Source organism: Pseudomonas sp. NPDC086251, from assembly GCF_044746405.1.
Lineage (GTDB): Bacteria > Pseudomonadota > Gammaproteobacteria > Pseudomonadales > Pseudomonadaceae > Aquipseudomonas.
On the sequence record NZ_JBIVBY010000001.1, the window covers coordinates 894,688 to 920,207 of the forward strand.

Annotated in this window: 22 protein-coding genes; 12 read left to right on the forward strand and 10 right to left on the reverse strand. The window is 59.6% G+C overall.

The genetic code is table 11. From position 1 onward, the window contains the following. Positions 1 to 37: 37 nt before the first annotated feature. From ACIPL2_RS03940 to ACIPL2_RS03965, 6 genes are all read left to right on the forward strand, one after another. Entirely contained in the window at positions 38 to 646 is a 609-nt protein-coding gene (locus ACIPL2_RS03940; protein ID WP_401353133.1) for a LysE family translocator, read from the forward strand. Between the two features lie 130 nt (positions 647 to 776). After that, positions 777 to 1,802, forward strand: coding sequence for a LacI family DNA-binding transcriptional regulator (locus ACIPL2_RS03945; RefSeq protein ID WP_401353135.1), 1,026 nt, complete (start codon positions 777 to 779; stop codon positions 1,800 to 1,802). Between the two features lie 156 nt (positions 1,803 to 1,958). After that, positions 1,959 to 2,741 (forward strand): sugar phosphate isomerase/epimerase family protein, encoded by a 783-nt coding sequence (locus tag ACIPL2_RS03950; protein WP_401353137.1) that lies wholly within the window; start codon positions 1,959 to 1,961, stop codon positions 2,739 to 2,741. Further along, a complete protein-coding gene (locus tag ACIPL2_RS03955) occupies positions 2,734 to 3,723 on the forward strand; it encodes a sugar kinase (RefSeq protein ID WP_401353139.1) in 990 nt (329 codons plus the stop codon). Before ACIPL2_RS03950 ends, ACIPL2_RS03955 begins: the two co-directional genes overlap by 8 nt. 95 nt (positions 3,724 to 3,818) lie before the next feature. After that, a complete protein-coding gene (locus tag ACIPL2_RS03960) occupies positions 3,819 to 5,117 on the forward strand; it encodes an MFS transporter (protein ID WP_401353141.1) in 1,299 nt (432 codons plus the stop codon). A 14-nt stretch (positions 5,118 to 5,131) separates the two neighbouring features. Next, positions 5,132 to 6,109, forward strand: coding sequence for a 2-hydroxyacid dehydrogenase (locus ACIPL2_RS03965; protein WP_401353143.1), 978 nt, complete (start codon positions 5,132 to 5,134; stop codon positions 6,107 to 6,109). Between the two features lie 820 nt (positions 6,110 to 6,929). Here ACIPL2_RS03965 and ACIPL2_RS03970 read toward each other — a convergent pair. The 5 genes from ACIPL2_RS03970 to ACIPL2_RS03990 form a co-directional block, all read right to left on the reverse strand. Beyond that, positions 6,930 to 7,391 (reverse strand): fibronectin type III domain-containing protein, encoded by a 462-nt coding sequence (locus tag ACIPL2_RS03970; RefSeq protein WP_401353145.1) that lies wholly within the window; start codon positions 7,389 to 7,391, stop codon positions 6,930 to 6,932. Positions 7,392 to 7,764: 373 nt separating this feature from the next. Continuing rightward, positions 7,765 to 8,952 (reverse strand): pyridoxal phosphate-dependent aminotransferase, encoded by a 1,188-nt coding sequence (locus ACIPL2_RS03975; RefSeq protein WP_401353147.1) that lies wholly within the window; start codon positions 8,950 to 8,952, stop codon positions 7,765 to 7,767. A 194-nt stretch (positions 8,953 to 9,146) separates the two neighbouring features. After that, positions 9,147 to 10,772: a methyl-accepting chemotaxis protein gene (locus ACIPL2_RS03980; RefSeq protein ID WP_401353149.1), complete on the reverse strand. Its 1,626-nt coding sequence runs from the start codon at positions 10,770 to 10,772 to the stop codon at positions 9,147 to 9,149. Between the two features lie 333 nt (positions 10,773 to 11,105). Continuing rightward, positions 11,106 to 12,248 (reverse strand): glycerate kinase, encoded by a 1,143-nt coding sequence (locus ACIPL2_RS03985; protein WP_401353151.1) that lies wholly within the window; start codon positions 12,246 to 12,248, stop codon positions 11,106 to 11,108. Between the two features lie 229 nt (positions 12,249 to 12,477). Further along, entirely contained in the window at positions 12,478 to 13,599 is a 1,122-nt protein-coding gene (locus ACIPL2_RS03990) for a sugar diacid recognition domain-containing protein (protein WP_401353153.1), read from the reverse strand. 264 nt (positions 13,600 to 13,863) lie between these two features. On the opposite strand from ACIPL2_RS03990, the gene ACIPL2_RS03995 reads away from it, so the two are divergent. After that, positions 13,864 to 14,877 (forward strand): aldo/keto reductase, encoded by a 1,014-nt coding sequence (locus tag ACIPL2_RS03995; protein ID WP_401353155.1) that lies wholly within the window; start codon positions 13,864 to 13,866, stop codon positions 14,875 to 14,877. Between the two features lie 193 nt (positions 14,878 to 15,070). Continuing rightward, positions 15,071 to 15,958 (forward strand): EamA family transporter RarD, encoded by an 888-nt coding sequence (rarD, locus tag ACIPL2_RS04000; protein WP_401353157.1) that lies wholly within the window; start codon positions 15,071 to 15,073, stop codon positions 15,956 to 15,958. Positions 15,959 to 16,087: 129 nt separating this feature from the next. Here rarD and hppD read toward each other — a convergent pair whose 3' ends face one another. Together hppD and ACIPL2_RS04010 are read right to left on the reverse strand one after the other, a co-directional pair. Then, positions 16,088 to 17,164, reverse strand: coding sequence for a 4-hydroxyphenylpyruvate dioxygenase (gene hppD, locus ACIPL2_RS04005; RefSeq protein WP_059405454.1), 1,077 nt, complete (start codon positions 17,162 to 17,164; stop codon positions 16,088 to 16,090). A 253-nt stretch (positions 17,165 to 17,417) separates the two neighbouring features. Further along, a complete protein-coding gene (locus ACIPL2_RS04010; protein WP_401353159.1) occupies positions 17,418 to 18,362 on the reverse strand; it encodes a DMT family transporter in 945 nt (314 codons plus the stop codon). A gap of 78 nt (positions 18,363 to 18,440) precedes the next feature. Between ACIPL2_RS04010 and ACIPL2_RS04015 the strand changes: the two genes are divergently transcribed. The 3 genes from ACIPL2_RS04015 to ACIPL2_RS04025 all read left to right on the forward strand — a co-directional run bounded on the left by ACIPL2_RS04015 (position 18,441) and on the right by ACIPL2_RS04025 (position 21,557). Further along, a complete protein-coding gene (locus ACIPL2_RS04015; protein WP_401353161.1) occupies positions 18,441 to 19,313 on the forward strand; it encodes a LysR family transcriptional regulator in 873 nt (290 codons plus the stop codon). A gap of 112 nt (positions 19,314 to 19,425) precedes the next feature. Next, positions 19,426 to 20,958 carry an EAL domain-containing protein gene (locus ACIPL2_RS04020; RefSeq protein ID WP_401353163.1) on the forward strand — a complete coding sequence of 511 codons (1,533 nt, stop codon included), beginning with the start codon at positions 19,426 to 19,428 and terminating at the stop codon, positions 20,956 to 20,958. Positions 20,959 to 21,191: 233 nt separating this feature from the next. Next, positions 21,192 to 21,557, forward strand: coding sequence for a histone-like nucleoid-structuring protein, MvaT/MvaU family (locus tag ACIPL2_RS04025; protein WP_401353164.1), 366 nt, complete (start codon positions 21,192 to 21,194; stop codon positions 21,555 to 21,557). A 174-nt stretch (positions 21,558 to 21,731) separates the two neighbouring features. Here ACIPL2_RS04025 and ACIPL2_RS04030 read toward each other — a convergent pair whose 3' ends face one another. Beyond that, positions 21,732 to 22,256, reverse strand: a complete 525-nt coding sequence (locus ACIPL2_RS04030; protein WP_401353376.1) for a DUF4946 domain-containing protein — start codon at positions 22,254 to 22,256, stop codon at positions 21,732 to 21,734. Between the two features lie 145 nt (positions 22,257 to 22,401). Here ACIPL2_RS04030 and gloA point away from each other — a divergent pair, with 145 nt between their 5' ends. Then, positions 22,402 to 22,923 (forward strand): lactoylglutathione lyase, encoded by a 522-nt coding sequence (gene gloA, locus ACIPL2_RS04035; protein ID WP_046054068.1) that lies wholly within the window; start codon positions 22,402 to 22,404, stop codon positions 22,921 to 22,923. Positions 22,924 to 23,107: 184 nt separating this feature from the next. Here gloA and ahpF read toward each other — a convergent pair whose 3' ends face one another. Both ahpF and ahpC read right to left on the reverse strand, forming a co-directional pair. Next, positions 23,108 to 24,670, reverse strand: a complete 1,563-nt coding sequence (ahpF, locus tag ACIPL2_RS04040; protein WP_401353166.1) for an alkyl hydroperoxide reductase subunit F — start codon at positions 24,668 to 24,670, stop codon at positions 23,108 to 23,110. Positions 24,671 to 24,796: 126 nt separating this feature from the next. Next, positions 24,797 to 25,360: an alkyl hydroperoxide reductase subunit C gene (ahpC, locus tag ACIPL2_RS04045; protein WP_007975937.1), complete on the reverse strand. Its 564-nt coding sequence runs from the start codon at positions 25,358 to 25,360 to the stop codon at positions 24,797 to 24,799. Between the last annotated feature and the right edge of the window lie 160 nt (positions 25,361 to 25,520).

The following is a 25,520-nucleotide window of genomic DNA, read 5'->3' on the forward strand; positions in this document are numbered from 1 at the left end:
GATCGATCTCAACGATCTTCACTGGAGTTTGCCTGCGATGCTGTCCTCTTTCCCGACGTTGCTGCCGTTTCTGTTGTTTGCCTTTGTCGCCTCGATCACCCCCGGCCCGACCAACATTCTGGTGCTGAGCAACAGCGCCCGATTTGGTCTGGCGGCTGCCGTGCCGATCATCTTCGGCGCCTGCGCCAGTGCCGCGATGCTGGTGTTGCTGGTGGGCACTGGGGCCGGCACCACCTTGACGACCTGGCCTGGCGTTCAAACGTTTATGCAGTGGGCCGGCGTGGCGTGGTTGAGTTATCTGGCCTGGCAGATTTTCCGCGCCCCGGCCGAAGCCATTTCGACGGCGTCAAGCGAAGCCCGCCTCGGCCTGCTGGGCGCCGCGGGCCTGCAATGGATCAACCCGAAAACCTGGATGATGGCGCTGGCCGTGGTCAGCGTATTTGCCGGCGTCGGTGAAGATCGCTTCGTGCATGTGCTGTACCTGTCCCTGGTATTTTTCCTGATTTCCCTGCCCTGCCTCAGCGCTTGGGCGCTGCTCGGCGCCGGTTCCAGTCGCTGGCTGCGCTCGCCCCGCGCCCTGCAAAGCTTCAACCGTTGCATGGCGTTGTTGCTGCTGGGCTCGGCGTGGATGAGCGTGTGGGTTTAAGCGCCGTCCGTCGCTATAAATCGGCACTGGGGCTTGACGGCGTATTGGCTTTTGGTGTCTTCTGAAACCGGTTTCAGCGCTGCATCTGATGCACCTGACCTGATAAATCCAATAAGAAAGGTTTCAGACCGTGAACGACTTCTCCGCCGCCCAGCGCAGCCGCGTGACCATGCTCGACGTGGCCGAACACGCCAAGGTCTCCAAGGCCAGCGTTTCGCGGTTCATCGGCGATGATCGTGCGCTGCTCTCCGATGCCATCGCCCAGCGCATCGAGCAGTCGATTGCCGAACTTGGCTACCGCCCGAACCAGATGGCCCGAGGCCTGAAACGCGGGCGCACGCGCCTGATCGGCATGCTCGTCGCCGATATCCGGAACCCTTATTCAATCGCCGTGATGCACGGGGTGGAAACCGCCTGCCGTCAGCACGGCTACAGCCTGGTGGTGTGCAACACCGACCGCGATGACGAGCAGGAACGCCAGCACCTGGCGCTCCTGCGCTCGTACAACATCGAGGGTTTGATCGTGAACACCCTCGGCCATCACCGTGACGAACTGCTCGAACTGCACCGGGAAATGCCGCTGGTGCTGGTGGACCGCAAGGTCGAAAAACTTGAGAGCGACATGGTCGGGCTGGACAACCCGGCCGCCGTCGAAATGGCCCTCGCGCACCTTGAAGAGCGCGGCTATCGCGATGTGTTGCTGGTGACCGAGCCGTTTGACGGCACCAGTTCGCGGATTGAGCGGGTCAGCAGTTTCAAGGCGCACATCGCGCTGCGGCCGGCACTTCAGGGCAGTCTCCTTGAAACGGGCAGCGAATTGACTGCGCAGTTGAAAACCTTCCTCGACACGCCCGGTTTCGGTCCGAAAGCGCTGTTTTGCGCGAACGGGATTGCGGCGCTGGCCAGCACTCATGCGTTGCGTGAACTCAAGTGCAATCTGTTCGACGACGTGGGCCTGATCGCCCTCGATGACCTGGATTGGTACCCGCTGGTGGGGAGCGGGATTACCGCCCTCGCCCAACCGACCACCGAGATTGGCGCCAGCGCGTTTGAGTGTTTGCTCAAGCGCTTGCGTGGGGATGACGGGCCGGTGCGGACGCTGGATTTTTCGGCGCGGTTGATTGTTAGAGGGTCAACCCAGGGGATTTCTCGGTGAATGTTCTGGCCTCTTCGCGAGCAAGCCCGCTCCCACATTGTCCGCGTGAACACTGGAGATCAAATGTGGGAGCGGGCTTGCTCGCGAAGAGGCCCTCAAGAGCACCCCACTATTTTTTTGAACAAAAATGAAACCGGTTTCAGAGGTAGAACAACCATGAACACACCCGCCGTTTCCATCAGCCTGTCCAGCTACGGTGCCGACCTTGTGCGCCAACGCGGCCAGGGCAGTTTTATCGAAATGCTCGCCGCCGCCGGCGCCACGCGCATCGAATGGCGCGAAGAATTACTCACCACCGAAGACGCCACGCAACTGGCCGATGCCACGGCGGCAGAAGGCCTGGAGAGCGTGTATTCCTCGCCGATGGAGCTGTGGCTGGCCGGCCAGTCGAAACCCAATCCTGAACTGGTCGCGGCCCTGCAACGCGCCCAAGCCTTCGGCGCCAAATGGCTGAAAGTGTCGCTGGGCTACTTCACCGACAACAACGACCTGCAAGCCCTGGCCCGCACCCTCACGCAGAGCCCGGTGCACCTGTTGGTGGAGAACGACCAGACCTTGCACGGTGGCCGCATCGAACCGTTCCAGCGCTTTTTCACGGCAGTCGAGCAGCACACGCTGCCGATCAAAATGACCTTCGATATCGGCAATTGGCACTGGCAGGATCAGTCCGCCGCCAGCGCCGCGCGCCTGCTCGGTCGCCACGTTGGCTACGTGCATTGCAAAGCGGTAACGCGCCGCGCCGACGGCAAACTGGTTGCCATATCGCCTGCCGCCAGCGACGTGCAGCTGTGGGAACAACTGCTGCGGCACATGCCCCACGGCGTCATGCGGGCCGCGGAATATCCACTGCAAGGCGACGATCTGTTGCAGTTGACCACCGAGCATGTCGCCACCCTCGCCCGCCTCGGCCAAACCCGGTTGGAGAGTGCTCATGTCTGAGATCGATATTCTGTCGTTCGGCGAAACCATGGCCATGTTCGTCGCCGAGCAGCCTGGCGATCTGGCGGACGTCGGTGCTTTTCACAAACGCATCGCCGGTGCCGACAGCAACGTCGCCATCGGTTTGTCGCGGCTGGGTTTCAACGTCGCGTGGTTGAGCCGGGTCGGTGCCGATTCGTTGGGTCGCTTCGTCATCGATACCCTGGAGAAGGAAGGCCTGGATTGCAGCCACGTCGATATCGACACCGCGCACCCCACCGGCTTTCAGCTCAAGTCGCGCACCGACGATGGCAGCGATCCGGTGGTCGAGTATTTCCGGCGCGGTTCGGCGGCGAGTCATCTGTCGCGGCAGTCGATCGTTCCTGAAGTGTTGAAGGCCAGGCACCTGCACGCCACGGGTATTCCCCCGGCGCTGTCCGCCACCGCGCGGGAAATGTCTGTTGAATTGATGACCCGCATGCGCGATGCCGGGCGCAGCGTGTCGTTCGACCCCAATCTGCGCCCGAGCCTGTGGGCCAGCGAGCAGCAGATGATCACTGAGATCAACCGCCTCGCCGCCCTCGCCCATTGGGTACTGCCGGGGCTGAGCGAAGGTCGCTTGCTCACCGGTTTTGAAGACCCGGCCGACATCGCCGCGTTCTATCTCGACCAGGGCGCCGAAGCCGTGGCGATCAAACTGGGACCGCACGGTGCTTACTACCGCACGCATCTGGACGCCGGCTTCGTGGCGGGCGTGCCGGTGGAAACGGTGATCGACACCGTCGGTGCCGGCGATGGTTTTGCCGTCGGCATGATCAGCGCACTCCTGGAAAACCACAGCTTTGCCGACGCCGTAAAACGCGCCAACTGGATTGGCAGCCGGGCGGTGCAGAGTCGCGGGGACATGGAGGGTTTGCCGACCCGGGCCGAAATGTCCATCGAATTCGAGGCCGCTGTTCGCGGGCAAGCCTCGCTCCTACAGGAAAGCGCAGTGCTCTTGTAGGAGCGAGGCTCGCCCGCGAAGAGGCCAGAACAGTCACTAAAATTTTTGAACCCGTTACCTGCTGCGACAAAAACAACAAGCTCAGGAGCATCACCATGAAAACTGCAACACTCGCCACCCGCCGCTGGTGGTACATCATGCCCATCGTGTTCATCACCTACAGCCTGGCGTATCTGGATCGCGCCAACTACGGCTTCGCCGCCGCCTCCGGGATGGCCGCCGACCTGATGATCACGCCGGGCCTGTCGTCGATGCTCGGCGCGCTGTTCTTCCTCGGCTACTTCTTCTTCCAGGTGCCGGGCGCGATCTACGCGCAGAAGCACAGCGTGAAGAAGCTGATTTTCGTCAGCCTGATCCTCTGGGGTGGCCTCGCCACGTTGACCGGGATCGTCTCCAACGCCTACTGGCTGATCGTCATCCGTTTCATGCTCGGCGTGGTCGAAGCCGCCGTGATGCCGGCGATGCTGATCTACCTGTGCCACTGGTTCACCCGTGCCGAACGCTCGCGCGCCAACACCTTCCTGATCCTCGGCAACCCGGTGACCATGCTCTGGATGTCGGTGGTCTCGGGCTATCTGGTGCAGCATTACAGCTGGCGCTGGATGTTCATCATCGAAGGTTTGCCGGCAGTGCTCTGGGCTTTCATCTGGTGGCACCTGGCCGATGATCGTCCGGCGCAGGCCAAGTGGCTCAGCGACCAGGAAAAGCACGATCTGGAAAGCGCCCTGGCCGCCGAACAGGTCGGCATCAAAGCCGTGAAGAACTACGCTGAAGCCTTCCGCTCGCCCAAAGTGATCATCCTGGCCCTGCAGTTTTTCTGCTGGAGCATCGGCGTCTATGGTTTCGTGCTGTGGCTGCCTTCGATCCTCAAGGCGGGCGCACAAATGGACATGATCGAAGCCGGCTGGCTCTCGGCGCTGCCGTACCTGGCGGCGGTGATCGGCATGCTGCTGGTGTCCTGGGGCTCGGACAAGATGCAGAAGCGCAAACGCTTTGTCTGGCCGCCGCTGCTGATTGCCTCGATTGCGTTTTACGGCTCCTACGCCCTCGGCGCCGAACACTTCTGGTGGTCCTACACCCTGCTGGTGATTGCCGGCGCTTGCATGTACGCGCCTTACGGGCCGTTCTTCGCGATCATCCCGGAAATCCTCCCGGCCAACGTCGCGGGCGGCGCCATGGCCCTGATCAACAGCATGGGCGCGCTCGGCTCGTTTGGCGGTTCATATCTGGTCGGTTACCTGAACAGCTCCACCGGTTCGCCCGGCGCGTCGTACCTGTTGATGAGCGGCGCGTTGATGCTCTCGGTGGTGCTGACGATTTTCCTCAAGCCCGGCGCCAGTGACCGGGAGCGTCCCCCGGTCGCGGTCAGTCGCCCCGCCGCCACACATTCCTGATTGAGCGTATTACGATGAAAAAGCAGGTCGTTCTGTACAAAAAACTCTCGCCGCTGCTGATGGCTCGGCTGCATGAACACACTGAAGTGACGCTGATCGACAGCCTCGACGCTCAAGGCCTGGCCAAGCTGCGCGAGGCCCTGCCCAGCGCCCACGGCCTGCTCGGCGCCAGCCTGAAACTGGATGCCGAACTGCTCGACCTGGCGCCCCATCTTGAAGCGATCGCCAGCGTCTCGGTGGGCGTCGACAACTACGACATCGACTACCTCACCGAACGGCGCATCCTGCTCAGCAACACGCCGGACGTGCTCACCGAAACCACCGCCGACACCGGTTTCGCGCTGATCCTGGCGACGGCGCGGCGTGTGGTGGAACTGGCCAACATGGTTCGCGCAGGCGAATGGAAGCGCAACGTCGGCCCGGCGCAATTTGGCACTGACGTGCACGGGAAAACCTTGGGCATCATCGGCATGGGCCGCATCGGGGAAGCACTGGCCCAGCGCGGGCATTTCGGCTTCGGCATGCCGGTGATCTATCACAGCAACTCGCCGAAACCGGCGGTCGAGCAACGCTTCAATGCGCAATACCGCAGCCTCACCGAATTGCTGCAACAGGCGGATTTTGTCTGCCTGACGTTGCCGCTGACCGCTGAAACCGAAGGGTTGATCGGTGCTGAAGAATTCGCGCTGATGCGCCCGGAAACCATCTTCATCAACATTTCCCGGGGCAAGGTGGTGGACGAAGCGGCGATGATTGAAGCGTTGCGCGGGGGACAGCTCCGCGCGGCTGGGCTGGATGTGTTTGAACGTGAACCGCTGGACCCGGAGTCGCCGTTGTTGCACTTGAACAACGTGGTGGCGACACCGCACATTGGGTCGGCGACCCATGAAACGCGGGAAGCGATGGCCAGGTGTGCGGTGGAGAATCTGTTGGCAGCGCTGGCGGGTGAACGACCGGCGAATCTGGTGAATGTGAGGGTGTGGGAAAAATAACGATTGGGCATTTTGTAGCCGTCTTCGCGGGCAACTCGACTTGCCCGCGAAAATAGCCTTGATGCCTGCAGCGACCAGGCAAGTCCATTGATCACGTCATTGAACATCCGCAGCTACTGGCGCCTAGGGCAATGGTGACCGCGTAATTTGGACGCAGCTCAACTCATCGATATTATCGCCGCGCAGATAATTATTCTCTATGAGAACAACCCCTCTCGTTATAATATCGCCCACCTTTTTTGCCCGCAGTTCAGCAAAAGATACCCAAATCGTTGAAACAGGATGGATATACGTTCTGATCTTATACCTCCAATATGTTGTAGGCTGAGACGGGAGTGGACACTTACCGTCTACCGAAGGATCCGAATGCTCACTAAAAAACTCGATCTCAGTCGCAGAAGGTGCAGTGTTCAATCTAAAATAGTTCAATCGATCATTGTTACACCTGTTAGGCTGACCGTGGTGAATAACTTGGTCCCCATCGACTAACGCAAAACCGCAAGTGAAACGTGGATCATTCGGATCAGAAGTAAGCTCTATTGTCCCATCGGGAAATGTCGCCGGCCCCTGCGAGGTGCAGGCGCTTATGACGAGCATAAAACTGATTAACACTGTTCTGAGAACAACCATCTCATGACTCCTTTACTTGATTAAAACAAGTCGCTGGGCATCGATGGCTAATTTCTACGCCTTGTTAATCAATCTGCCTACTATCAGAACTGATAGGTTACCCGGTGTAATTCGGCTGCTATATTTTGTACGAATGCCTGGCAACCTCGCGGCGGGCCGTCTGGCATCACAGCGAACTTTTCGTTGTTGTTTACCCAAGACGTCGAAGTGTCGTGAAAACAAAGTCCGTCGGCTCGGAAGTGTTTCCGCTGGAATCTACGGCGGTGATTTTTACCGAATACGTGGTATCGGGTGACAGCCCCGGCAGCATGAAAACGGGAATCAACGCCGGCCATCTGCGCCCGTTAAGCGCAACCCAATACGTCACGATCGCGTTGTCCTCTGAAGGGTCCCAAGCCAGGACGACACCGTCAGGAAACAGCACAACCCTCACGTTGCCAGGGGGCGTCGGTACGGTCCAGTCGCTACCGGGCGTTACCAGCAGTTGCGCCGCCTCGGAATAATTCTGATGGATGTCCCTGGCCCGAATGCTGATCAGGTAAGTCACGCCGTGCTCCAACCCACCGATTGCCTGGTGGCGGTACCCGCCGCCAGGGTCATGGGGAACGGTGTGAATAACCGTTTGATTGACGGCAATCTCATAACTGTCCATCCCTTCATCATCCGTTGACTGAGTCCAGTACAAGGTGCCTCTGGTGAGAATGGACTGGTAAGTGACACCATGAGTAGGGCTCCTCCCACGTGAGGATGACCGACGTCGGGGAGGTTCTTTTAACTCTCACGTGGCCGGGGCTGCATATTCGCGAGGTCGGCAGGTTGCGGGGGTCGCCTGAAGTATCGGACATTTTAGGCTCCGGCCTAAAAAGTCCTTTTAGTTACCACAAAGCGGCTTCACCCCGCGCCTAGCAGAACTGATAGGTGCTAATGACAGAAGTTGGGTACCTGCAAGGCCGCCTTCGCGAGCAAGTCATCAAATGTGGGAGCGAGCCTGCTCGCGATGAGGCCAGCACAATCAACACAACCCTTCAGGCCCGCCGCGCTTCCAAAAGGTCGCCCGCACACAGCGCAATCCTGCGGCACGCGTCCGCCAGTTTTCGCTGATCCACCACCAACCCGATCCGGATATGCCCCGCCGCGCTCGGTCCGAACGCCTCGCCCGCCAGCACCGACACGCCGTACCCTTCCAGCAATCGCTCGGCAAAATGCTGGGCAGTCAAACCGGTCTGGCGCACGTCGACCATCACGAACATGCCGCCATCCGGGCGGATCGCGTGCATGCCAGGGCAGTGATCGAGGCTCGCACACACCAGGTCGCGGCGCTGGCGATACTCCTCACGCATCAAGGCCACTTCCGGCAGGTCTTTATCCAGCGCCACTTGCGCGGCGTTCTGAATGAAATCCGGAAGGCCAAACAGCATGCACAACGACAAATGCACCAGGTGCTCGGCCAAGGGTTTGGGCCCGACCACCCAGCCCACTCGCCAGCCGCTCATGGCGTGGGATTTGGACAGGCTGTTGATCGTCGCGGTGCGCTCGGCCATGCCCGGCAGACTCGCCGGGCTGATGTGTTCGCCCTCGTAGAGCAATTCGCTGTAGACCTCGTCGCTGATCAGCCACAGGTCGTGACGCACGCACAGCGTCGCCAGTTCCTGCCAGAGGGCCAACGACAAACTGGCGCCGGACGGGTTGTTGGGGCTGTTGAGCAAAATGGCTCGGGTCTTCGCCGTGATGCGGGCGGCGACATCGGCCGGATCGACCCGAAAGCCATTCTCCGGACGCACCGGCACCGGCACGACGTTGGCCCCGCAGGCGCCGAACACGCCTTCGTAAGTCACGTACATCGGTTCGGCGACGATCACTTCGTCACCCGGATCGAGCAGGCATTGCACGACCGAATACACCGCGCACTGCGCCCCCGGAAACACGATCACATGTTCGGCATCCACCTCTTGGCCGCTGCGTTGGCGATGACGCCGGGCGATGCTGTCGCGCAACCCCTGACTGCCGCGCACCGCCGGGTAGTGCGTATCGCCGGCGAGCAAGCTATCGATGGCGGCGAGGACGATGGGTTGCGGTGTGTCGAAGTCCGGATCGCCGATCGACAGCAGCAACACATCGACGCCCTGCTCGCGCAATTCCAGCGCTCGATCATGAATCTGCCAGGCCGCCGCTCCGTCACCGGCGATTCGTTGGGTCAAGGCTGAATAGCGCATGTCTTTCTCCTGTGGCGCGGTTCCATGCCTCAACCCTATCTCAAATCGCGAAACACGCCACTATGACCTCATGCTCACACAAAACTGTAGGAGCGAGCTTGCTCGCGATGGACGTACAGGCAACGCGTTTATCCTGGCTTCACGCGTCATCGTTGACGACCTTCGCGAGCAAGCTCGCTCCTACAGAAGGCTGATCAGATCACGAAGCGTGCGACCATTGCGTTCAGGTCCACGGCCAGGCGCGAGAGTTCGTGGGTGGCGGCGCTGGTCTGGTTGGCACCGGCGGCGGATTGGGTGGCGAGGTCGCGGATGTTTACCAGGTTGCGGTCGACTTCGCGGGACACCTGCGCCTGCTCTTCCGAAGCGCTGGCGATCACCAGGTTGCGTTCGTTGATCAAGTGGATCGACTGCGTGATCTGCTCCAGCGCAACACCGGCGGCGCGGGCCATTTCCAGAGTGCTTTGGGTGCGCTGGTTGCTTTGCTGCATCGACGAGACGGCGGCACCCGTGCCGTTCTGAATGCCGGCGACCATCTTCTCGATCTCCTGAGTCGACTGCGCCGTGCGATGGGCCAAGGCCCGAACCTCATCCGCCACCACCGCAAAACCCCGCCCGGCTTCACCGGCGCGTGCGGCTTCGATCGCGGCGTTCAATGCCAGTAAGTTGGTTTGTTCAGCGATGGCACGGATCACGTCGAGCACCTTGCCGATGTCGCGTCCTTGCGCGGCCAGGCCTTCAATCATCAGCGACGTATTTTGTACGTCGTGGGTCATGGTCTGGATCGCGTCGACGGTTTCCACCACGCGGTCGCGACCTTCGCGGGCGGCCTGGGTCGACTGGTTCGAGGCTTCGGAGGTGGACACCGCATTACGCGCAACCTCTTCGACGGCGGCGGTCATTTCATTGACGGCGGTGGCGGCCTGCTCGATTTCGTTGTTCTGCTGTTGCAGACCGCGAGACGCTTCCTGGGTGACTGTGCTGAGTTCTTCGGCAGCGGCGCCCAACTGAGTGGCGGAACCGGCGATCTGTTCGATGGTTTTACGCAGGTTGGCCTGCATGTTGGCTAACGCGTGGAGCAGGCGGGCCGGCTCATCCTTGCCGTCGATTTCGATGACTTTGCTGAGGTTGCCTCCGGCAATGGTTTCGGCCGCAAGCAGCGCCCGGTTCAACGGTGTGACGATGCTGCGAGTCAACAGCCAGGCCAGCAACACGGTCATCAGCGCCGCGATCACGGCGACTGAGATGATGCCAGTGATGGCGCTGCTGTAATGCTCGCCCGCTTCGGCCGAAGCGGCTTTGGCATCGTCGTTGTTGAGTGCCACCAGTTTATTCAGCTGCTCGCCCATCTGGTCGGTGCCGTCCTTGATCCGCGTATTGATCAAGGTGCGCATCGCATCGAGCTGGTTCTGCCGTGACAGCTCCAGCATCTGGTTCTGGGCTTGCATGTAGTTGTCGAGGGTGGCGGTGAACGTCTTGTACAGCAGCGCTTCTTCGGGACCTGCCGGCAACGCGGCATAACTGGCTTGCGCACTGCGCAGCTTGTCGGTAAGCACGCCGATGCGCGTCTGGGCTTCCTGCAACGCGGCCGGATCACGGTTGACCAGCACCCGGAACGAGAGAATCCGCATCCGCAGGACGTTTTCCGTCATGTTGCCGAGGAACCCGACGCTGGGTAACTGCGTGCTCCCCATGTCGATGGACGCCTGGCGGATGATCGTCATGCGGTTCACGGCAAACACGCCCAAGGCGATGACCAGCAAGGCAATGAAGGCGAAACCCAGGAAGGCTCGAGGCGCGATGTTCAGATTACGCAGTGACATAGGACGGTTCTCGTGATTGAGGCTGCGAGCATCCTTGCCGTGATGGCTGTCGGGCAGGCGTTGGCGCGCACCGTTTCAGCTTGGCGCCCGTGTTGTAATGGGTTTGTGTGCGCCTGTTATCTGTATCGGCGGGAGTTGAGGATTTCTGCGGGGGGAGATGAAATATTTTTCAGGGCATCACCGGTGTTTCATCCCTGAAACAGTCGATCCTGTAGCAGCTGCCGAAGGCTGCGTTCGGCTGCGCAGCAGTCGTGCTTCTGTCTGACAAGCCGTCGGGCGACCGCTTCGCGCTCGAACGCAGCCTTCGGCAGCTGCTACAGGGGATCGTGTGGCTCAGGATTTGCGCGCGGCGATTCGCCAAACCCGCGCAATATCACTGGCCCGTTCACGCAACAACCGCGGTGCCTCGGCGCAAGCCTGCTCCAGCGTCATCGGGCCACTGGCCAGGGCAAACGCTGCATCGATGCCATGTTCATAGAGTGCCTGATAGCCCTCGCCCAACGTGCCGGCGATGACGATCACCGGCACGCCGTGCTGCCGAGCGATACGCGCGACACCAAACGGGGTTTTGCCACGCAGGGTTTGCGCATCGAAACGACCTTCGCCGGTGATCACCAGGTCAGCGCCCTTGACCGCATCCGCCAGGCCCACCAGTTCGGCGACCACTTCAACTCCGGCCTTGAATTGCGCCCCCAGAAACGCCTTGGCGGCAAACCCCAGGCCGCCCGCCGCGCCGCAGCCTGGCTCGTCGCGCACGTCTTTGTTCAAGGCTTTTGCGCAGTGATCGGCAAAGTGTCCGAGGGCGCGATCCAGTAGATCGACCTGCTGCGGCGAGGCGCCTTTTTGCGGACCGAAAATCGCCGACGCGCCGTGAGGGCCGCACAGCGGATTGTCGACATCGGCGGCGATGTCGAAGCGCACGTCGGCCAGGCGCGGGTCGATGTCGCTCAGATCAATGCGCGCCAGTTGCCCGAGTGCGAGCCCGCCCGGTGCCAGGGTCTGGCCCTGCGCGTCGAACAGTTTCACGCCCAAGGCCTGTACGGCACCTGCGCCGCCGTCGTTGGTCGCACTGCCGCCAATCGCCAGAATCACCCGTTGCGCGCCGGCGTCCAGCGCCGCGCGGATCAACTCACCGGTGCCGAAGGTGCTGCTGACGCACGCATCGCGCTGGCCCACCGGGACCAACTGCAAACCGCTGGCTTCGGCCATTTCGATGATCGCGGTATGGCTGTGGGGCAGCCAGCCCCAGGCAGCGTTGACCGGCGCGCCCAGTGGTCCGCGGACTGTGTTGCGGCGCAGTTCGCCATCGCAGGCGGCCAGAACCGACTCGACCGTCCCTTCCCCGCCGTCGGCCATCGGGCACTTGATCAGTTGCGCATCGGGCCAGACCTCGGCCAGCCCGAGGGCAATGGCATCGGCCACGCCTTGAGCGCTGAGGCTGTCCTTGAACGAATCGGGGGCGATAACGATTTTCATGGGAGTTCTCCAGTTCCAATGCCCTCATGCTGCCAGCAGGTTAGAACAATAACGCCAGTCTGCTGCACAAGCGCCGTGGAGGATTATTGTTCATTCCCACAAAACCCTCTGGATGGACGCGTTACCTGTGGGAGCGGGCTTGCTCGCGAATGCGGTGTGTCAGTCAATATTGATATCGCTGACACTCCGCATTCGCGAGCAAGCCCGCTCCCACAGGGGATTGGGTTGTTTACGGGATTGTGTCGGTCTGGGGCAGGAGTTGAACGCCGAGGTAAAGCGCGAGCATGCCGTCCAGGCGCAATGGATCAACGCCGCTGAGTTCGGCAATCCGCTCCATGCGGTAACGCAAACTGTTGCGGTGAATGCCCAGAGCATCGGCACACGCCTGGCTCTGGCCATCGTGTTCGCACCAACTGCGCAGGGTCGCCAGCAACTGGCCGTTGTTGTCCTTGGCGACGACTTTGCGCAGCGGGCTGAGCAACTCGTCCAGCGCATCGTCGTTCCGATGACGCCAGAGCAACACCGGCAAGCGAAAGCGGTTGAGTGTCAGTACCCGCGACTGCGGCAACACCTCACGCCCGTAGGCGAGCAAGTCACTCACCCGACGACAGCAACGGCGCAAACCCGTCAGCCCATCCGCCTGCCCGCCCACGGCGATGCGCAAAATGTTCCAGCCCAGACCGTCGAGTTTTTCCAATAGCCGATCATGCTCGATCGCCTGGTTGGCCGGCCGGCACCAGAGCAGCGAGGACTTGGCCGAACTCACGCACCAACTGTCAGGGTAGCGCGAGGTCAACCAGGCACTCAGCGCCTCGACGGTCTGCCCCGGCCCGTGCGCCGTCCCCAATTCGAACAGAGACGGCGCCCGAGTCAGCTGCGGCTTGAGCCCCAACTGTTGCGCCTCGTCGATCAGCCGCGGCGAATCCCCGGCCTCGCTGAGCAGTAATGCCAGCAGATCATCACAACGCTGGCGCCGCCATTGCTGCTCGGCCTGTTGATTGCGCTGGCCCACCAGCATCTCGGCGGTCATGCGCACCAGTTCGGCATAGGTGCGCAACTGCTCCGGTTCGCCGGTGATGCCCAGCACGCCGATCAGGCGCTGGTCGAGCATCAGCGGCAGGTTGATCCCCGGCTGCACGCCTTTGAGGTGGATCGCGGTCTGCGCGTCGATCTCCACCACGCGGCCGTTGGCCAACACCAGTTGCGCACCTTCATGCCGGGTGTTGACCCGCTCCGGTTCGCCACTGCCGAGGATCAGGCCCTGGCTATCCATGACGTTGACGTTGTACGGGAGGATGGCCATCGCCCGGTCGACGATGTCCTGGGCCAGGTCGTGATCGAGTTCGAACATAGCGGTGATCCTTGAAAGCGTGATGAGGGCGGTCGAGACTCTTTGACCGATTAACGTTGACGATAAAAACCGCCTCGGTCAAATGTGGGAGCGGGCTTGCTCGCGAAAGCGTTCTATCAGCCAACATCAATGTTGAATGTGAAATCGCTTTCGCGAGCAAGCCCGCTCCCACATTTGATTCGGGGGTGTTTGAGATTTGCGTTTGCGCCCGGTGGTGGTTCTGGTATTTGATTGAGCCTTTCCCACCGGTAAAAGGATTTCGTCATGAGCTACCGCGTACTGGGTCATTCGGGTCTGCAGGTTTCCACCCTGACCCTGGGCACCATGATGTTCGGCGAACAGACCAGCACCGAAGATTCCCTGCGGATCATCGACAAGGCCTGGGACCAGGGCATCAATTTCATCGACACCGCAGACGTCTACACCAATGGCCGCTCCGAAGAAATCGTCGGCGAAGCGATTGCCAGCCGCCGCCACGAATGGGTGCTCGCCAGCAAGGTCGGTTCCGGCCCGGCAGGTGGCGTGCCGAACCGCAGTGGCCTCAGCCGCAAGCACATTTTCAATGGTATCGACGCCAGCCTGACGCGCCTGGGCACCGACTACTTGGACATCTATTACCTGCACCGCGAAGACCACAATACAACGCTGGAAGTGACGGTGTCGGCCATCGGCGATCTGATTCGCCAGGGCAAGATCCGTTACTGGGGGCTGTCGAACTTCCGTGGCTGGCGCATCGCCGAAATCATTCGCGTGGCCGATAGCCTGGGCGTCGACCGACCTGTGATCAGCCAGCCGCTGTACAACATCGTCAACCGCCAGGCCGAATCCGAACAGATCACGGCCGCGCAAAACTATGGCCTCGGCGTGGTGCCTTACAGCCCGCTGGCACGAGGCGTGCTCAGCGGCAAATACGCGCCGGATGTCAAACCGGACGCTAACAGCCGTGCCGGGCGCGCGGACAAACGCATTCTGGAAACCGAATGGCGCGTCGAATCCCTGCGCATCGCCCAGCAGATCCAGCAGTACACCCAGGGCCGTGGCGTGGGCATCGTCGAGTTCGCCATCGCCTGGGTGCTGAACAACGGCGCCGTCACCTCGGCCATCGTCGGGCCGCGCACCGAAGAGCAATGGGATGCCTACACTAAAGCGCAAGCGGTGAAGATCACGGCGGAAGATGAAGCGTTCATCGACTCGCTGGTCACGCCGGGGCACTCGTCGACACCGGGGTTCAATGACGTGAGCCACTTCGTGTCGGGGCGTAAACCGCTAACCAACTGAAGAAACCCAATCAATGTGGGAGCGGGCTTGCTCGCGAAAGCGGCTTTACATTCAGCATTGATGTCGGCTGGTAGTCCGCTTTCGCGAGCAAGCCCGCTCCCACATTGTTCGGTGTTGATCAGTTGGTCAATATTCGTCTAAAAAACCACGTATCCTCTGCGCCCCGTTTCACGTTCAACCTCGCGAGGACAGTTTGTCTAAAGGTATTGTTTTATCGGTCACAGCCTCGGTGCTGTTTGCCGTCATGTATTACTACACGTCGCTGCTCACCCCGTTGAGCGGCGTGGAAATTTTCGGCTGGCGCATGCTGCTGACGGTGCCTTGCATCACCGTGTTCATGGTGGTCTCCGGCGAATGGAAACGCGTCATCGACATCCTTCGGCGCCTGGCCAGCAAACCCAAATTGATCGCCGGCCTGATCGCCTCTTCCGCCCTGGTCGGCGTGCAGCTCTGGCTGTTCATGTGGGCGCCGCTCAACGGTTACAGCCTGGACGTGTCGCTGGGGTATTTCCTGTTGCCACTGACCATGGTCCTGACCGGCCGGATCGCCTATGGCGAACGCCTCTCCTATTTGCAAAAAGTCGCCGTGACGTTCGCCTGCCTCGGCGTGATCAATGAGGTGTATCAGGTCGGTGGTTTTTCCTGGGCGACCTTGCTGGTGTGCATTGGCTATCCGACCTATTTCGTCCTGCGCAAACGACTGGCGACGGACAACCTCGGCGGGCTCTGGGTGGACATGACGCTGACGCTGCCGGTGGCGTTCTGGTTCGTGCTGGGGGGTGAGCAAGGTTTCGACGTGTTCGATCAGTACCCGTGGCTGTCGCTGCTGATCCCGATACTCGGGGTGATCAGTGCGTCGGCGCTGGTGGTCTACATTATCGCCAGTCGGTTGCTGCCATTCAGCCTGTTCGGGTTATTGAGCTACGTCGAACCGGTCCTGTTGCTCGGCGTTGCGTTGCTGCTGGGGGAAAGTATCAAGGCCGGCGAATGGCTGACCTATATTCCAATCTGGATGGCGGTGGTTGTGCTGATGTTTGAAGGGTTCAAGCATCTGGTCCGGCAGCGTCGCGGACCAATGTAGGAGCGAGGCTTGCCCGCGAAGGGGCCTTTGAAGACGCTAAAAGCTTCGCGGGCAAGCCTCGCTCCTACAGACAAGAAAAAGCCCGGCCAGCATTGCTGATGGCCGGGCTTTTTTTACATTTGCCGAGGCTTAGTCAGTGGAAAGCACACCACGACGCACTTGATCCCGCTCAATCGATTCGAACAACGCCTTGAAGTTGCCTTCGCCGAAACCATCATCGCCTTTACGCTGGATGAATTCGAAGAACACCGGCCCCATCAGGGTTTCCGAGAAGATCTGCAGCAGCAGGCGGCGGTCGCCCGACTCGGACGAACCGTCCAGCAGAATCCCCCGCGATTGCAGCTGATCGACCGGCTCGCCGTGGTTCGGCAAACGGCCTTCAAGCATCTCGTAGTAGGTTTCCGGCGGTGCGGTCATGAAGCGCATGCCGATTTTCTTCAGACGATCCCACGTGTCGATCAGGTTGTCGCTGAGGAAGGCAACGTGCTGGATGCCTTCACCGTTGAACTGCATCAGGAACTCTTCGATCTGCCCCGCGCCCTTGGACGACTCTTCGTTCAACGGAATGCGGATCATGCCATCCGGCGCGGTCATGGCCTTGGAGGTCAGGCCGGTGTATTCGCCCTTGATGTCGAAGTAACGGATTTCGCGGAAGTTGAACAGCTTCTCGTAGAAGTTGGCCCAGTAGGCCATGCGACCGCGATACACGTTGTGCGTCAGGTGGTCGATGATTTTCAGGCCTGCGCCGACCGGGTTGCGATCAACGCCTTCGATAAACACGAAGTCGATGTCATAAATCGAGCTGCCTTCGCCGAAACGGTCGATCAGGTACAGCGGCGCGCCGCCGATGCCTTTGATCGCCGGCAGGTGCAGTTCCATCGGACCGGTTTCGATGTGGATCGGCTGTGCACCGAGTTCCAGCGCACGCTTGTAGGCCTTCTGCGAATCCTTGACACGGAACGCCATGCCGCACACCGACGGGCCGTGCTCGGCCGCGAAGTACGAGGCCACGCTGTTCGGTTCGTTGTTGAGGATCAGGTTGATCTGGCCCTGGCGATACAGGTGCACGTCTTTGGAGCGATGGGTCGCGACTTTGGTGAAGCCCATGATCTCGAAGATCGGCTCCAGGGTGTTCGGGGTTGGCGATGCGAATTCAATGAATTCAAAGCCCATCAGGCCCATTGGGTTTTCGTATAAATCTGCCATGGTTGGCGCCTCATCATCATTCTTAGAATTAACGGAACGTTAGTTACTTAGCAATGCTGAGACCGGCGGGTGGCGCGCAGGAGATGCCCCGCACGCTGCGGGCGAGGAAGTCACCATAGATCAGTTGAAACCCAAAACTCTTCATTGTCGACCCAAGGCTATTGCGGGCGAGGCTTCTGCTGCCAGAAGACGATTATTCTTATATGCGTAAACCGATTCTACACAGCGTAAATCAGTTTGTCCGCCTTCTGTATCAAATCCCCTTTTTCCCCACTCGCGCAAGGGGTTTGTTGCAGAGGAAAATCCCGGCCAGAATCAGCCCTCCTCCCAGGCACATCGTCAGCGTCAATTGCTCGCCCAGCAACAGCCCGCCAAGGATTACCGCGGTCAGCGGATTCAAGGCAATGAACACGCCGGAACGGGTCGCGCCGATTTTGCGCAGGCCGTCGTAATAGCCGATGTAGGCCAGCGCCGAACCCAACACGCCGAGGTACATCAGGCTCAGCCATTGTTGCGGACCCAGGCTGGTGAGCGCCGCCACACTCAACTCGCCCCTGACCGCACTGGTCACCCAGAGCATCACCGTGCCCAGCAATATCGAGTACGTCACCGTTTGCACGGGCCCGAGGCTGTGGTTCAGCTCTTTGGCGCACAGCGAGTAAATCCCCCAACCGACCACGCAACCGAAAATCAGCAGATCGCCAATCCAGGCATCGGCATTACCCGCCAACAGCTGCGGGTTACGGCTGACGATCACCAGACTCGCCCCGGCAATGCAGATCGCGATACCGGCGACTTTCGCCCGACTCAAGTGCTCCTTGAACAACAGCCACGAGGCCAAGCCGATCACCGCCGGGTTGAGCGCCACAATCAATGACGCCCGTGAGGCATTGATGTAGTGCAGGCCATAAAAGAAGCACAGGTTGTAGAAAAAGATCCCGAAAAAACCCAACACCGTTAATTGCAGCCATTGCCTGGGACTCGGTCGGGTCAGCGGTACTCGGGCCAACAGCAAAAACAGCAGCAGCGCCGCGCTGGCCAACAGGAAACGCACGCTGGCGGCGAGCAGCGGACTCAGGCTATCCGCCAGAAACCGGCCTGCGACGAAGGTGCCGCCCCAGATCATGGTGACGGCGGCGAGCTTCAGATAAACCGGCATGTCCGAAGGATTGGCTAGGGTCTGTTCACAACGGGTCATAAGTTTCCAGAACGGGAAATGGGCGAGATGACGTATGATTCGACTAATGTCGGATCATCGTAAAATGAGTAAAAACTCATGACCCTTACCCAATTGGAGATTTTCTCCCTCGTGGCCGAGCTTCACGGTTTCACTGCGGCGGCGAATCGCCTGGGGATTTCCCAATCGGCGGTGTCTCACGCGCTGAAGTCGCTGGAACAGGAATTGGGTGTGGAGTTACTGCGTCGGCATCAGTCCCAGGTCGAACTGAGCGACATCGGCCAGCAGCTTCTACTGCGCGCGCGGGCAATGCTCGGCCTGGCCAACACCTTGCGCCAGGAAGCCGCCGATGCCCGTGGCATGAAACGCGGCACCCTGCGTATTGGCTCGTTCGGCCCGACTTCATCGATCAAATTGCTGCCATTGATCCTGCAGCACTACCGCGCCGCGCATCCAGGCATCGAGGTGCACATTGATGAAGGCCCGGACCGCCAAGTCATCCAGTGGCTGGAGGAGCGACGGATCGATGTCGGCTTCGTGGTCTTGCCCGAAGAGCGCTTCGACACCTTTGCGCTGATCGAGGACCAGATGGTCGCGCTGCTACCCGTCGATCATCCGCTGGCCAGTCGCGACACCCTGAGCCTGAGCGATTTGTGCCACGACCCATTCGTACTGACCGAGGCCGGTTCCTCGGAACTGGTTTCACGGTTGTTCAGTGCCGCCCGGCTGACACCGAACATTCGCTATCGTTGTTCGCAGCTGTTGAGCACGCTGGACACCGTCGGCCGAGGCGAGGCGCTGACCGTGGTCGCCGAAGGCTCATTGCCCGATCACGTCGACAGGCGCTACGTGAAGAAACCGCTGGCACCGCCGGTGGCACGCCAGGTCGGCCTCGCGGTGCTCGATCAGCGCCAGTCTTCACCAGCGACGCTGGCCTTTATCAAACTGGCGGAGCGCCTGAACCACCGTTGAGCGGCATCATTGCCGAGGGCCAACTATCATGGCCCGTACCTGAACTCTTTTTGGGAGGCGCACTGCCCTGCCAGCATTTGAGAGCCCTCTTTTATTGTTACAGGTTTCACGAATGCCACTGAACGTTAAAAACCGCCGCACACGCACCCGGATTGCCGTGACAGTATTGAGTGGTTTAGTCCCGGTCCTGCTGGGATTCGCCATCCTCTATATGCAAGCGGAACGGGCACTGAAGCACAACACCGAACAGACCGCCGAAGAAGCCATTCGCCAATTCGAACTGATGCTCGACAACACCGCCGAAGCCGCGCGCGAGTTACTGCCGTTGGCCGGGCAACGTTGCATCGATGTGAACCTGGCGTTGCGCGAACAAGTCACTCGCCGCCCGTTCGTGCGCTCGACCAATCTGGTGTGGGACGACACCATTTATTGCAGTTCCTTGTTCGGCGACTACCAGGAAAAACTCACGGCCGGTGACTACAGCAAAGGCGAGATAGTGCTGATGAAAGGCAACCTGGTCACGCCCGATAGCGCGTTACTGGTGTATCGGCTCAACGCAGGAAAACAGGGCGCGATGAGTGCCCTGGACGGTTATCACTTGAGCAACGTGTTACGCATGATCGGCGGCAAGACGTTGCTACTACTGCAAGTCGGCCAAAACGGGTTGACCGCTGACGGCAGCTTCCACAGTGGCGCGTTGCCTGCTTTGCCTGTGGCGCAAACCACACTGACGTCCTCGCGTTATGCCTTTACCGTGGCGGCCGGCTTCCCCGAAGGTGAAACCTGGCGCTACATGCGCAGCGAGTATCCGCCGCTGTTCAGCTTGCTGATCTTTTTCGGCGTGATCGCTGGTGTTATCGGGCATTTTTTACAGAAGCGCTCGTCGTCACCCAGCCATGAATTGCAGCGCGCGCTCGAGGCTTCAGAGTTCATTCCGTATTTTCAACCGGTGGTGCGAGGCGACGACAAAAAGTGGTCGGGAGCCGAGGTCCTGATGCGCTGGAATCACCCGAAGGAAGGCCTGGTGCGCCCGGATATGTTCATCCCGTTTGCCGAACATTCCGGACTGATCGTGCCGATGACCCGCTCATTGATGCAACAAACCGCCGCCCTGCTCGCGCCCCATCAGGCGTCGTTCAACCAGCCGTTTCATGTGGGGATCAACATCACGGCCAGTCACTGCCGAGACCTGGAACTGGTCGCTGATTGCCGCGAATTCCTCGCCGCTTTCGCGCCGGGCGCCATCAGCCTCGTGCTGGAACTCACCGAACGCGAACTCATCGAGCCCACGGCCATCACTCACCAACTGTTCGAGCAGCTGCATGAGCTGGGCGTGATGATCGCCATCGACGATTTCGGTACCGGTCACTCGAGCCTGGGTTATCTGCGGCAGTTCAATGTGGACTTTTTGAAGATCGACCAGAGTTTTGTCGCCATGATCGGCGCCGACGCCCTCTCCCGGCACATTCTGGACACCATCATCGAACTCTCCGCCAAGCTCGATCTGGACATTGTTGCCGAAGGTGTGGAAACCCAGGAACAAAGTGATTACCTGACCGCCCATGGCGTGAACTTCTTGCAAGGTTATCTGTTCGGCCGCCCCATGCCCGCCGCAGAATTCGTTAACGCATTAAGTCATCATTAACTAGCGGCTCTAAGCGATGACACAAGCAAGCCGCGCACCAAATTGAATCAAAAGACTACGGTAGTTACATGAAGAAAAAGACAGGATTTACTCTTGGCCAATTAACTACTACAATTTTTCGTGCCTGCGTAAGATTAGCAGGTGAGCCATTATCACCGAGTCGCTACAAGGCCCTTGGCTTATAGCTTTGTTTGCGGTTGGTATCAGCCAAATACACTATTGGAGTAAAGATATTGTCCAGACTCGCTGAATTTCGTGCCGCTGAAAAGGCCCTTCAAGAACAGCTCAAGCAGCTGGAATCGCTGAAGAACGATGCCGGGCTCAAGAAAGAAATCGAATTCGAAGAAAAGCTCCAGGGGCTGATGAAAACCTACGGCAAGAGCCTGCGCGACATCATCGCCATTCTCGATCCGAACCCGGCAAAATCCGGTCTGCAACAGGCAACAGCGCCCAAAACCCGCCGCGCTCGCGTGGTCAAGGTTTATCAGAACCCGCACACCGGCGAACTGATTGAAACCAAGGGTGGCAACCACCGTGGCCTGAAAGCCTGGAAGGAAGAATACGGTGCAGCCACCGTTGATTCCTGGCTGCGCGGCTAAGCACTCGCGGTAACAAGAAAAGCCCTGTTTATGCAGGGCTTTTTCATGGATGCTCTCTAAATGCAACGATCAGCACCGATCAATCGCTACTTGCCGGTTAACTTTGTGCTTAGTCCCTTTAGGTATCTAAACATGACGAAAAGCGCTGAGATCTATGGCCACTGAAATCGTTCACTAAAGTTTCAAGCTGTTACGGGCAGCCGCTATTTCGTCCAGACTTGCTTTATAAACCTCAGCCTGCCCCGCGTAGGAAAGAACATAGGCTTTATCGGCATCGACGGCCGCGACCAATGTTTGAGAGAGCACATGCCTGCCGTTCTGGGTGATCGTGCAGGTAGTTTCCAGCGCTGTTAAGCGGCTCAAGGTAGTCGGGTGAATCTTGCTGCAGACACTTTGATAACCGCCCTGAAAGAAGTCCTTTTGCACCGACTTGCGCATCTCCAGCAACACGCCTTGCAGGTTCACCTGATGACCGCTTTCCACCGGCGTCATGGTCAACTCCATCACCATCACCGGCGTACCGTCCTGATCGTTTTTGACCGCACGCTGGCGGGAAACGTCTGGTTTGGCATCATCGGGCGGGACGACTTCGACTTCCCAGCCGCTGGGCCACGTCACGATTGGCTCGTCTGCGTGAGCGTTGGCAATGCCTGAAAGCAGACACATCAGGACGAACGCCGATTTACAGAATCGAATCATTGCAATGAACACTCACGGATTGAGCCGTAAAGTCTGAGCCTCACCCGCCCGTCAGGCAATAGCCGACGGTTTGGGTTTGGTGATGTCAGAACCCTTGCGTATCATTGTCGCCATTCGTTAGCCCCACTTATTTTCCGGAGGGCCCATGAGCCTGCACGAATTGAACACCTTCCCAGGCGTCACCGCCCAACCTGACACCGCCACCCAGAAGTTCGTCTTCAACCACACCATGCTGCGGGTCAAGGACATCACCAAATCCCTGGATTTCTACACGCGCATCTTGGGTTTTTCGCTGGTGGAAAAACGCGACTTCCCGGAAGCCGAGTTCAGCCTGTACTTTTTGGCGCTGGTCGACAAAAACCAGATCCCGGCCGACGCCGCCGCGCGTACCGAGTGGATGAAATCGATCCCGGGCATTCTTGAGCTGACCCACAACCACGGCACCGAGAACGACGCGGACTTCGCCTACCACAACGGCAACACCGACCCGCGCGGTTTTGGCCATATCTGCATTTCCGTGCCGGACATCGTTGCCGCGTGCGAGCGCTTCGAAGCGCTGGGCTGTGATTTCCAGAAACGCCTGAACGACGGCCGCATGAAAAGCCTGGCGTTCATCAAGGACCCGGATGCCTACTGGGTAGAGATCATCCAGCCGGCCCCGCTGTAACTCCCACCACCTCCCTCTGTAGGAGCGAGCTCGCTCGCGAAAAACCCGAGACCGGCGCGGGGTCAACCTTTTCGCGTTATCGTTGACGACCATCGCGAGCAGGCTCGCTCCCACAGTGGGGAGGTGTAAGGCACAAAAAAACCCCATGATCGCTCATGGGGTTTTGTGTTTTCAGCGTCGACGTTTATGCCGGGGCCGAGGTCCGGATCAGGTGATCGAATGCGCTCAGGGAAGCCTTGGCGCCCTCGCCCACCGCAATCACGATCTGCTTGTACGGCACGGTCGTCACGTCACCGGCCGCAAACACGCCCGGCATCGACGTCTCGCCACGCGCATCAACGATGATCTCGCCACGCGGCGACAACTCGATGGTGCCTTTGAGCCAATCGGTGTTCGGCAACAGACCGATCTGCACGAAGATCCCTTCCAGTTCCACGCTGCGCAGTTCGTCTGACTGACGATCCTTGTAGCGCAGGCCGTTGACCTTCTGACCATCGCCCAACACTTCAGTGGTTTGCGCACTGGAGATCACGGTGACGTTCGGCAGGCTGTGCAATTTACGCTGCAAGACTGCATCGGCGCGCAACTGCACGTCGAACTCCAGCAGCGTGACGTGAGAGACGATACCGGCGAGATCGATAGCCGCTTCGACGCCGGAGTTACCGCCGCCAATCACCGCCACACGTTTGCCTTTGAACAATGGACCGTCACAGTGCGGGCAGTACGCCACGCCTTTGTTGCGGTATTGCTGTTCACCGGGCACGTTCATTTCACGCCATCTTGCACCGGTCGCCAGGATCACCGTCTTGGCCTTCAGGGTCGCGCCGCTGGCGAAGTGAACTTCGTGCAGCTCGCCGTTCTTGCCCGGCACCAGCTTGTCGGCGCGCTGCAGGTTCATGATGTCGACGTCGTATTGCTTGACGTGTTCTTCCAGCGCGACAGCCAGTTTCGGCCCTTCGGTTTCCTGCACGGAGATGAAGTTTTCAATGGCCATGGTGTCCAGCACCTGCCCACCAAAACGCTCCGCCGCCACACCGGTGCGAATGCCTTTACGCGCCGCGTAAATCGCAGCCGAAGCACCGGCTGGGCCACCGCCGACGACCAGCACGTCAAAGGCTTCTTTGGCGCTGATCTTCTCGGCCTGACGCTCGATGCCGCTAGTGTCGATCTTGGCGAGAATTTCTTCCAGGCCCATGCGGCCCTGACCGAAGTTCACACCGTTCAAGTAGATGCTTGGCACCGCCATGATCTGGCGCTCATCGACTTCCGCCTGGAACAGCGCGCCGTCGATGGCGACGTGGCGGATGTTCGGGTTCAGCACAGCCATCAGGTTCAGCGCCTGGACGACGTCCGGGCAGTTCTGGCAGGACAGCGAGAAGTAGGTCTCGAAGCTGAAATCACCCTTGAGCGAGCGGATCTGTTCGATCACTTCAGCACTGGCCTTCGATGGGTGGCCGCCGACTTGCAACAGGGCCAACACCAGCGAAGTGAATTCATGGCCCATCGGGATGCCGGCGAAACGCAGGCTGATATCGGCACCGGGGCGGTTGATCGAGAACGACGGTTTGCGTGCATCGTCACCGTTATCGAGCAAGGTAATTTGGGTAGAAAGACTGGCAACGTCTTTCAGCAGTTCGAGCATTTCCTGGGATTTCGCACCGTCGTCGAGGGAGGCAACGATCTCGATCGGTTGGGTGACCCGTTCCAGGTACGATTTCAACTGGGCTTTAAGATTGGCGTCCAACATACGGGCGATTTCCTTTTTGCAAATTCATAAAAAAACGCCCGAGCGAATATCGCCCGGGCGTTTTTGAGGGCGGTGCAGCTTACTTAGTAGGTGCGGAAACCCGCCCTGATGATGCGATCCACAGACTTAGATCTTGCCGACCAGGTCCAGGGACGGAGCCAGAGTGGCCTCGCCTTCTTTCCACTTGGCTGGGCAAACCTGGCCTGGGTGTGCAGCAACGTACTGGGCAGCCTTGATTTTGCGCAGCAGCTCGGAAGCGTCACGGCCTACACCACCGTCGTTCAGTTCGACGATTTTGATCTGGCCTTCAGGGTTGATCACGAAGGTGCCACGGTCGGCCAGACCTGCTTCTTCGATCAGCACGTCGAAGTTGCGGGAGATGGCGTGAGTCGGGTCGCCGATCATGGTGTACTGGATTTTGCCGATGGCTGGCGACGTGTTGTGCCAGGCAGCGTGGGCAAAGTGGGTGTCGGTGGAAACGCTGTAGATCTCGACGCCCAGTTTCTGGAATGCGTCGTAGTTGTCAGCCAGGTCTTCCAGTTCGGTCGGGCAAACGAAGGTGAAGTCAGCTGGGTAGAAGAACACGACCGACCACTTGCCTTTCAGGTCAGCGTCCGAGACTTTTACGAAGTCGCCATTTTTGAATGCGTCAGCTTTGAACGGTTTAACTTGGCTGTTGATGATAGGCATCGTTGACTCTCCGTCAGGGGTTAAGAAGTTGATGGAGTGAACTTTACCCACTCGACGGACGGATGGCTCATTGGCAAACCTCATGCTGCTGATTGGTTTTCGCTATTAGCCGACAGTATTAATAGAAGAAATCGGTACTAGGACACATGAGGTCTCGTAG

Coding starts and splice junctions, on each gene's coding strand:
- ACIPL2_RS03940 (WP_401353133.1), top strand. CDS start 38: ATGCTGTCCTCTTTCCCGACGTTGCTGCCGTTTCTGTTGTTTGCCTTT.
- ACIPL2_RS03950 (WP_401353137.1), top strand. CDS start 1,959: ATGAACACACCCGCCGTTTCCATCAGCCTGTCCAGCTACGGTGCCGAC.
- ACIPL2_RS03955 (WP_401353139.1), top strand. CDS start 2,734: ATGTCTGAGATCGATATTCTGTCGTTCGGCGAAACCATGGCCATGTTC.
- ACIPL2_RS03960 (WP_401353141.1), top strand. CDS start 3,819: ATGAAAACTGCAACACTCGCCACCCGCCGCTGGTGGTACATCATGCCC.
- ACIPL2_RS03965 (WP_401353143.1), top strand. CDS start 5,132: ATGAAAAAGCAGGTCGTTCTGTACAAAAAACTCTCGCCGCTGCTGATG.
- ACIPL2_RS03970 (WP_401353145.1), bottom strand. CDS start 7,391: ATGGACAGTTATGAGATTGCCGTCAATCAAACGGTTATTCACACCGTT.
- ACIPL2_RS03975 (WP_401353147.1), bottom strand. CDS start 8,952: ATGCGCTATTCAGCCTTGACCCAACGAATCGCCGGTGACGGAGCGGCG.
- ACIPL2_RS03980 (WP_401353149.1), bottom strand. CDS start 10,772: ATGTCACTGCGTAATCTGAACATCGCGCCTCGAGCCTTCCTGGGTTTC.
- ACIPL2_RS03985 (WP_401353151.1), bottom strand. CDS start 12,248: ATGAAAATCGTTATCGCCCCCGATTCGTTCAAGGACAGCCTCAGCGCT.
- ACIPL2_RS03990 (WP_401353153.1), bottom strand. CDS start 13,599: ATGTTCGAACTCGATCACGACCTGGCCCAGGACATCGTCGACCGGGCG.
- ACIPL2_RS03995 (WP_401353155.1), top strand. CDS start 13,864: ATGAGCTACCGCGTACTGGGTCATTCGGGTCTGCAGGTTTCCACCCTG.
- hppD (WP_059405454.1), bottom strand. CDS start 17,164: ATGGCAGATTTATACGAAAACCCAATGGGCCTGATGGGCTTTGAATTC.
- ACIPL2_RS04010 (WP_401353159.1), bottom strand. CDS start 18,362: ATGACCCGTTGTGAACAGACCCTAGCCAATCCTTCGGACATGCCGGTT.
- ACIPL2_RS04015 (WP_401353161.1), top strand. CDS start 18,441: ATGACCCTTACCCAATTGGAGATTTTCTCCCTCGTGGCCGAGCTTCAC.
- ACIPL2_RS04020 (WP_401353163.1), top strand. CDS start 19,426: ATGCCACTGAACGTTAAAAACCGCCGCACACGCACCCGGATTGCCGTG.
- ACIPL2_RS04030 (WP_401353376.1), bottom strand. CDS start 22,256: ATGATTCGATTCTGTAAATCGGCGTTCGTCCTGATGTGTCTGCTTTCA.
- gloA (WP_046054068.1), top strand. CDS start 22,402: ATGAGCCTGCACGAATTGAACACCTTCCCAGGCGTCACCGCCCAACCT.
- ahpF (WP_401353166.1), bottom strand. CDS start 24,670: ATGTTGGACGCCAATCTTAAAGCCCAGTTGAAATCGTACCTGGAACGG.
- ahpC (WP_007975937.1), bottom strand. CDS start 25,360: ATGCCTATCATCAACAGCCAAGTTAAACCGTTCAAAGCTGACGCATTC.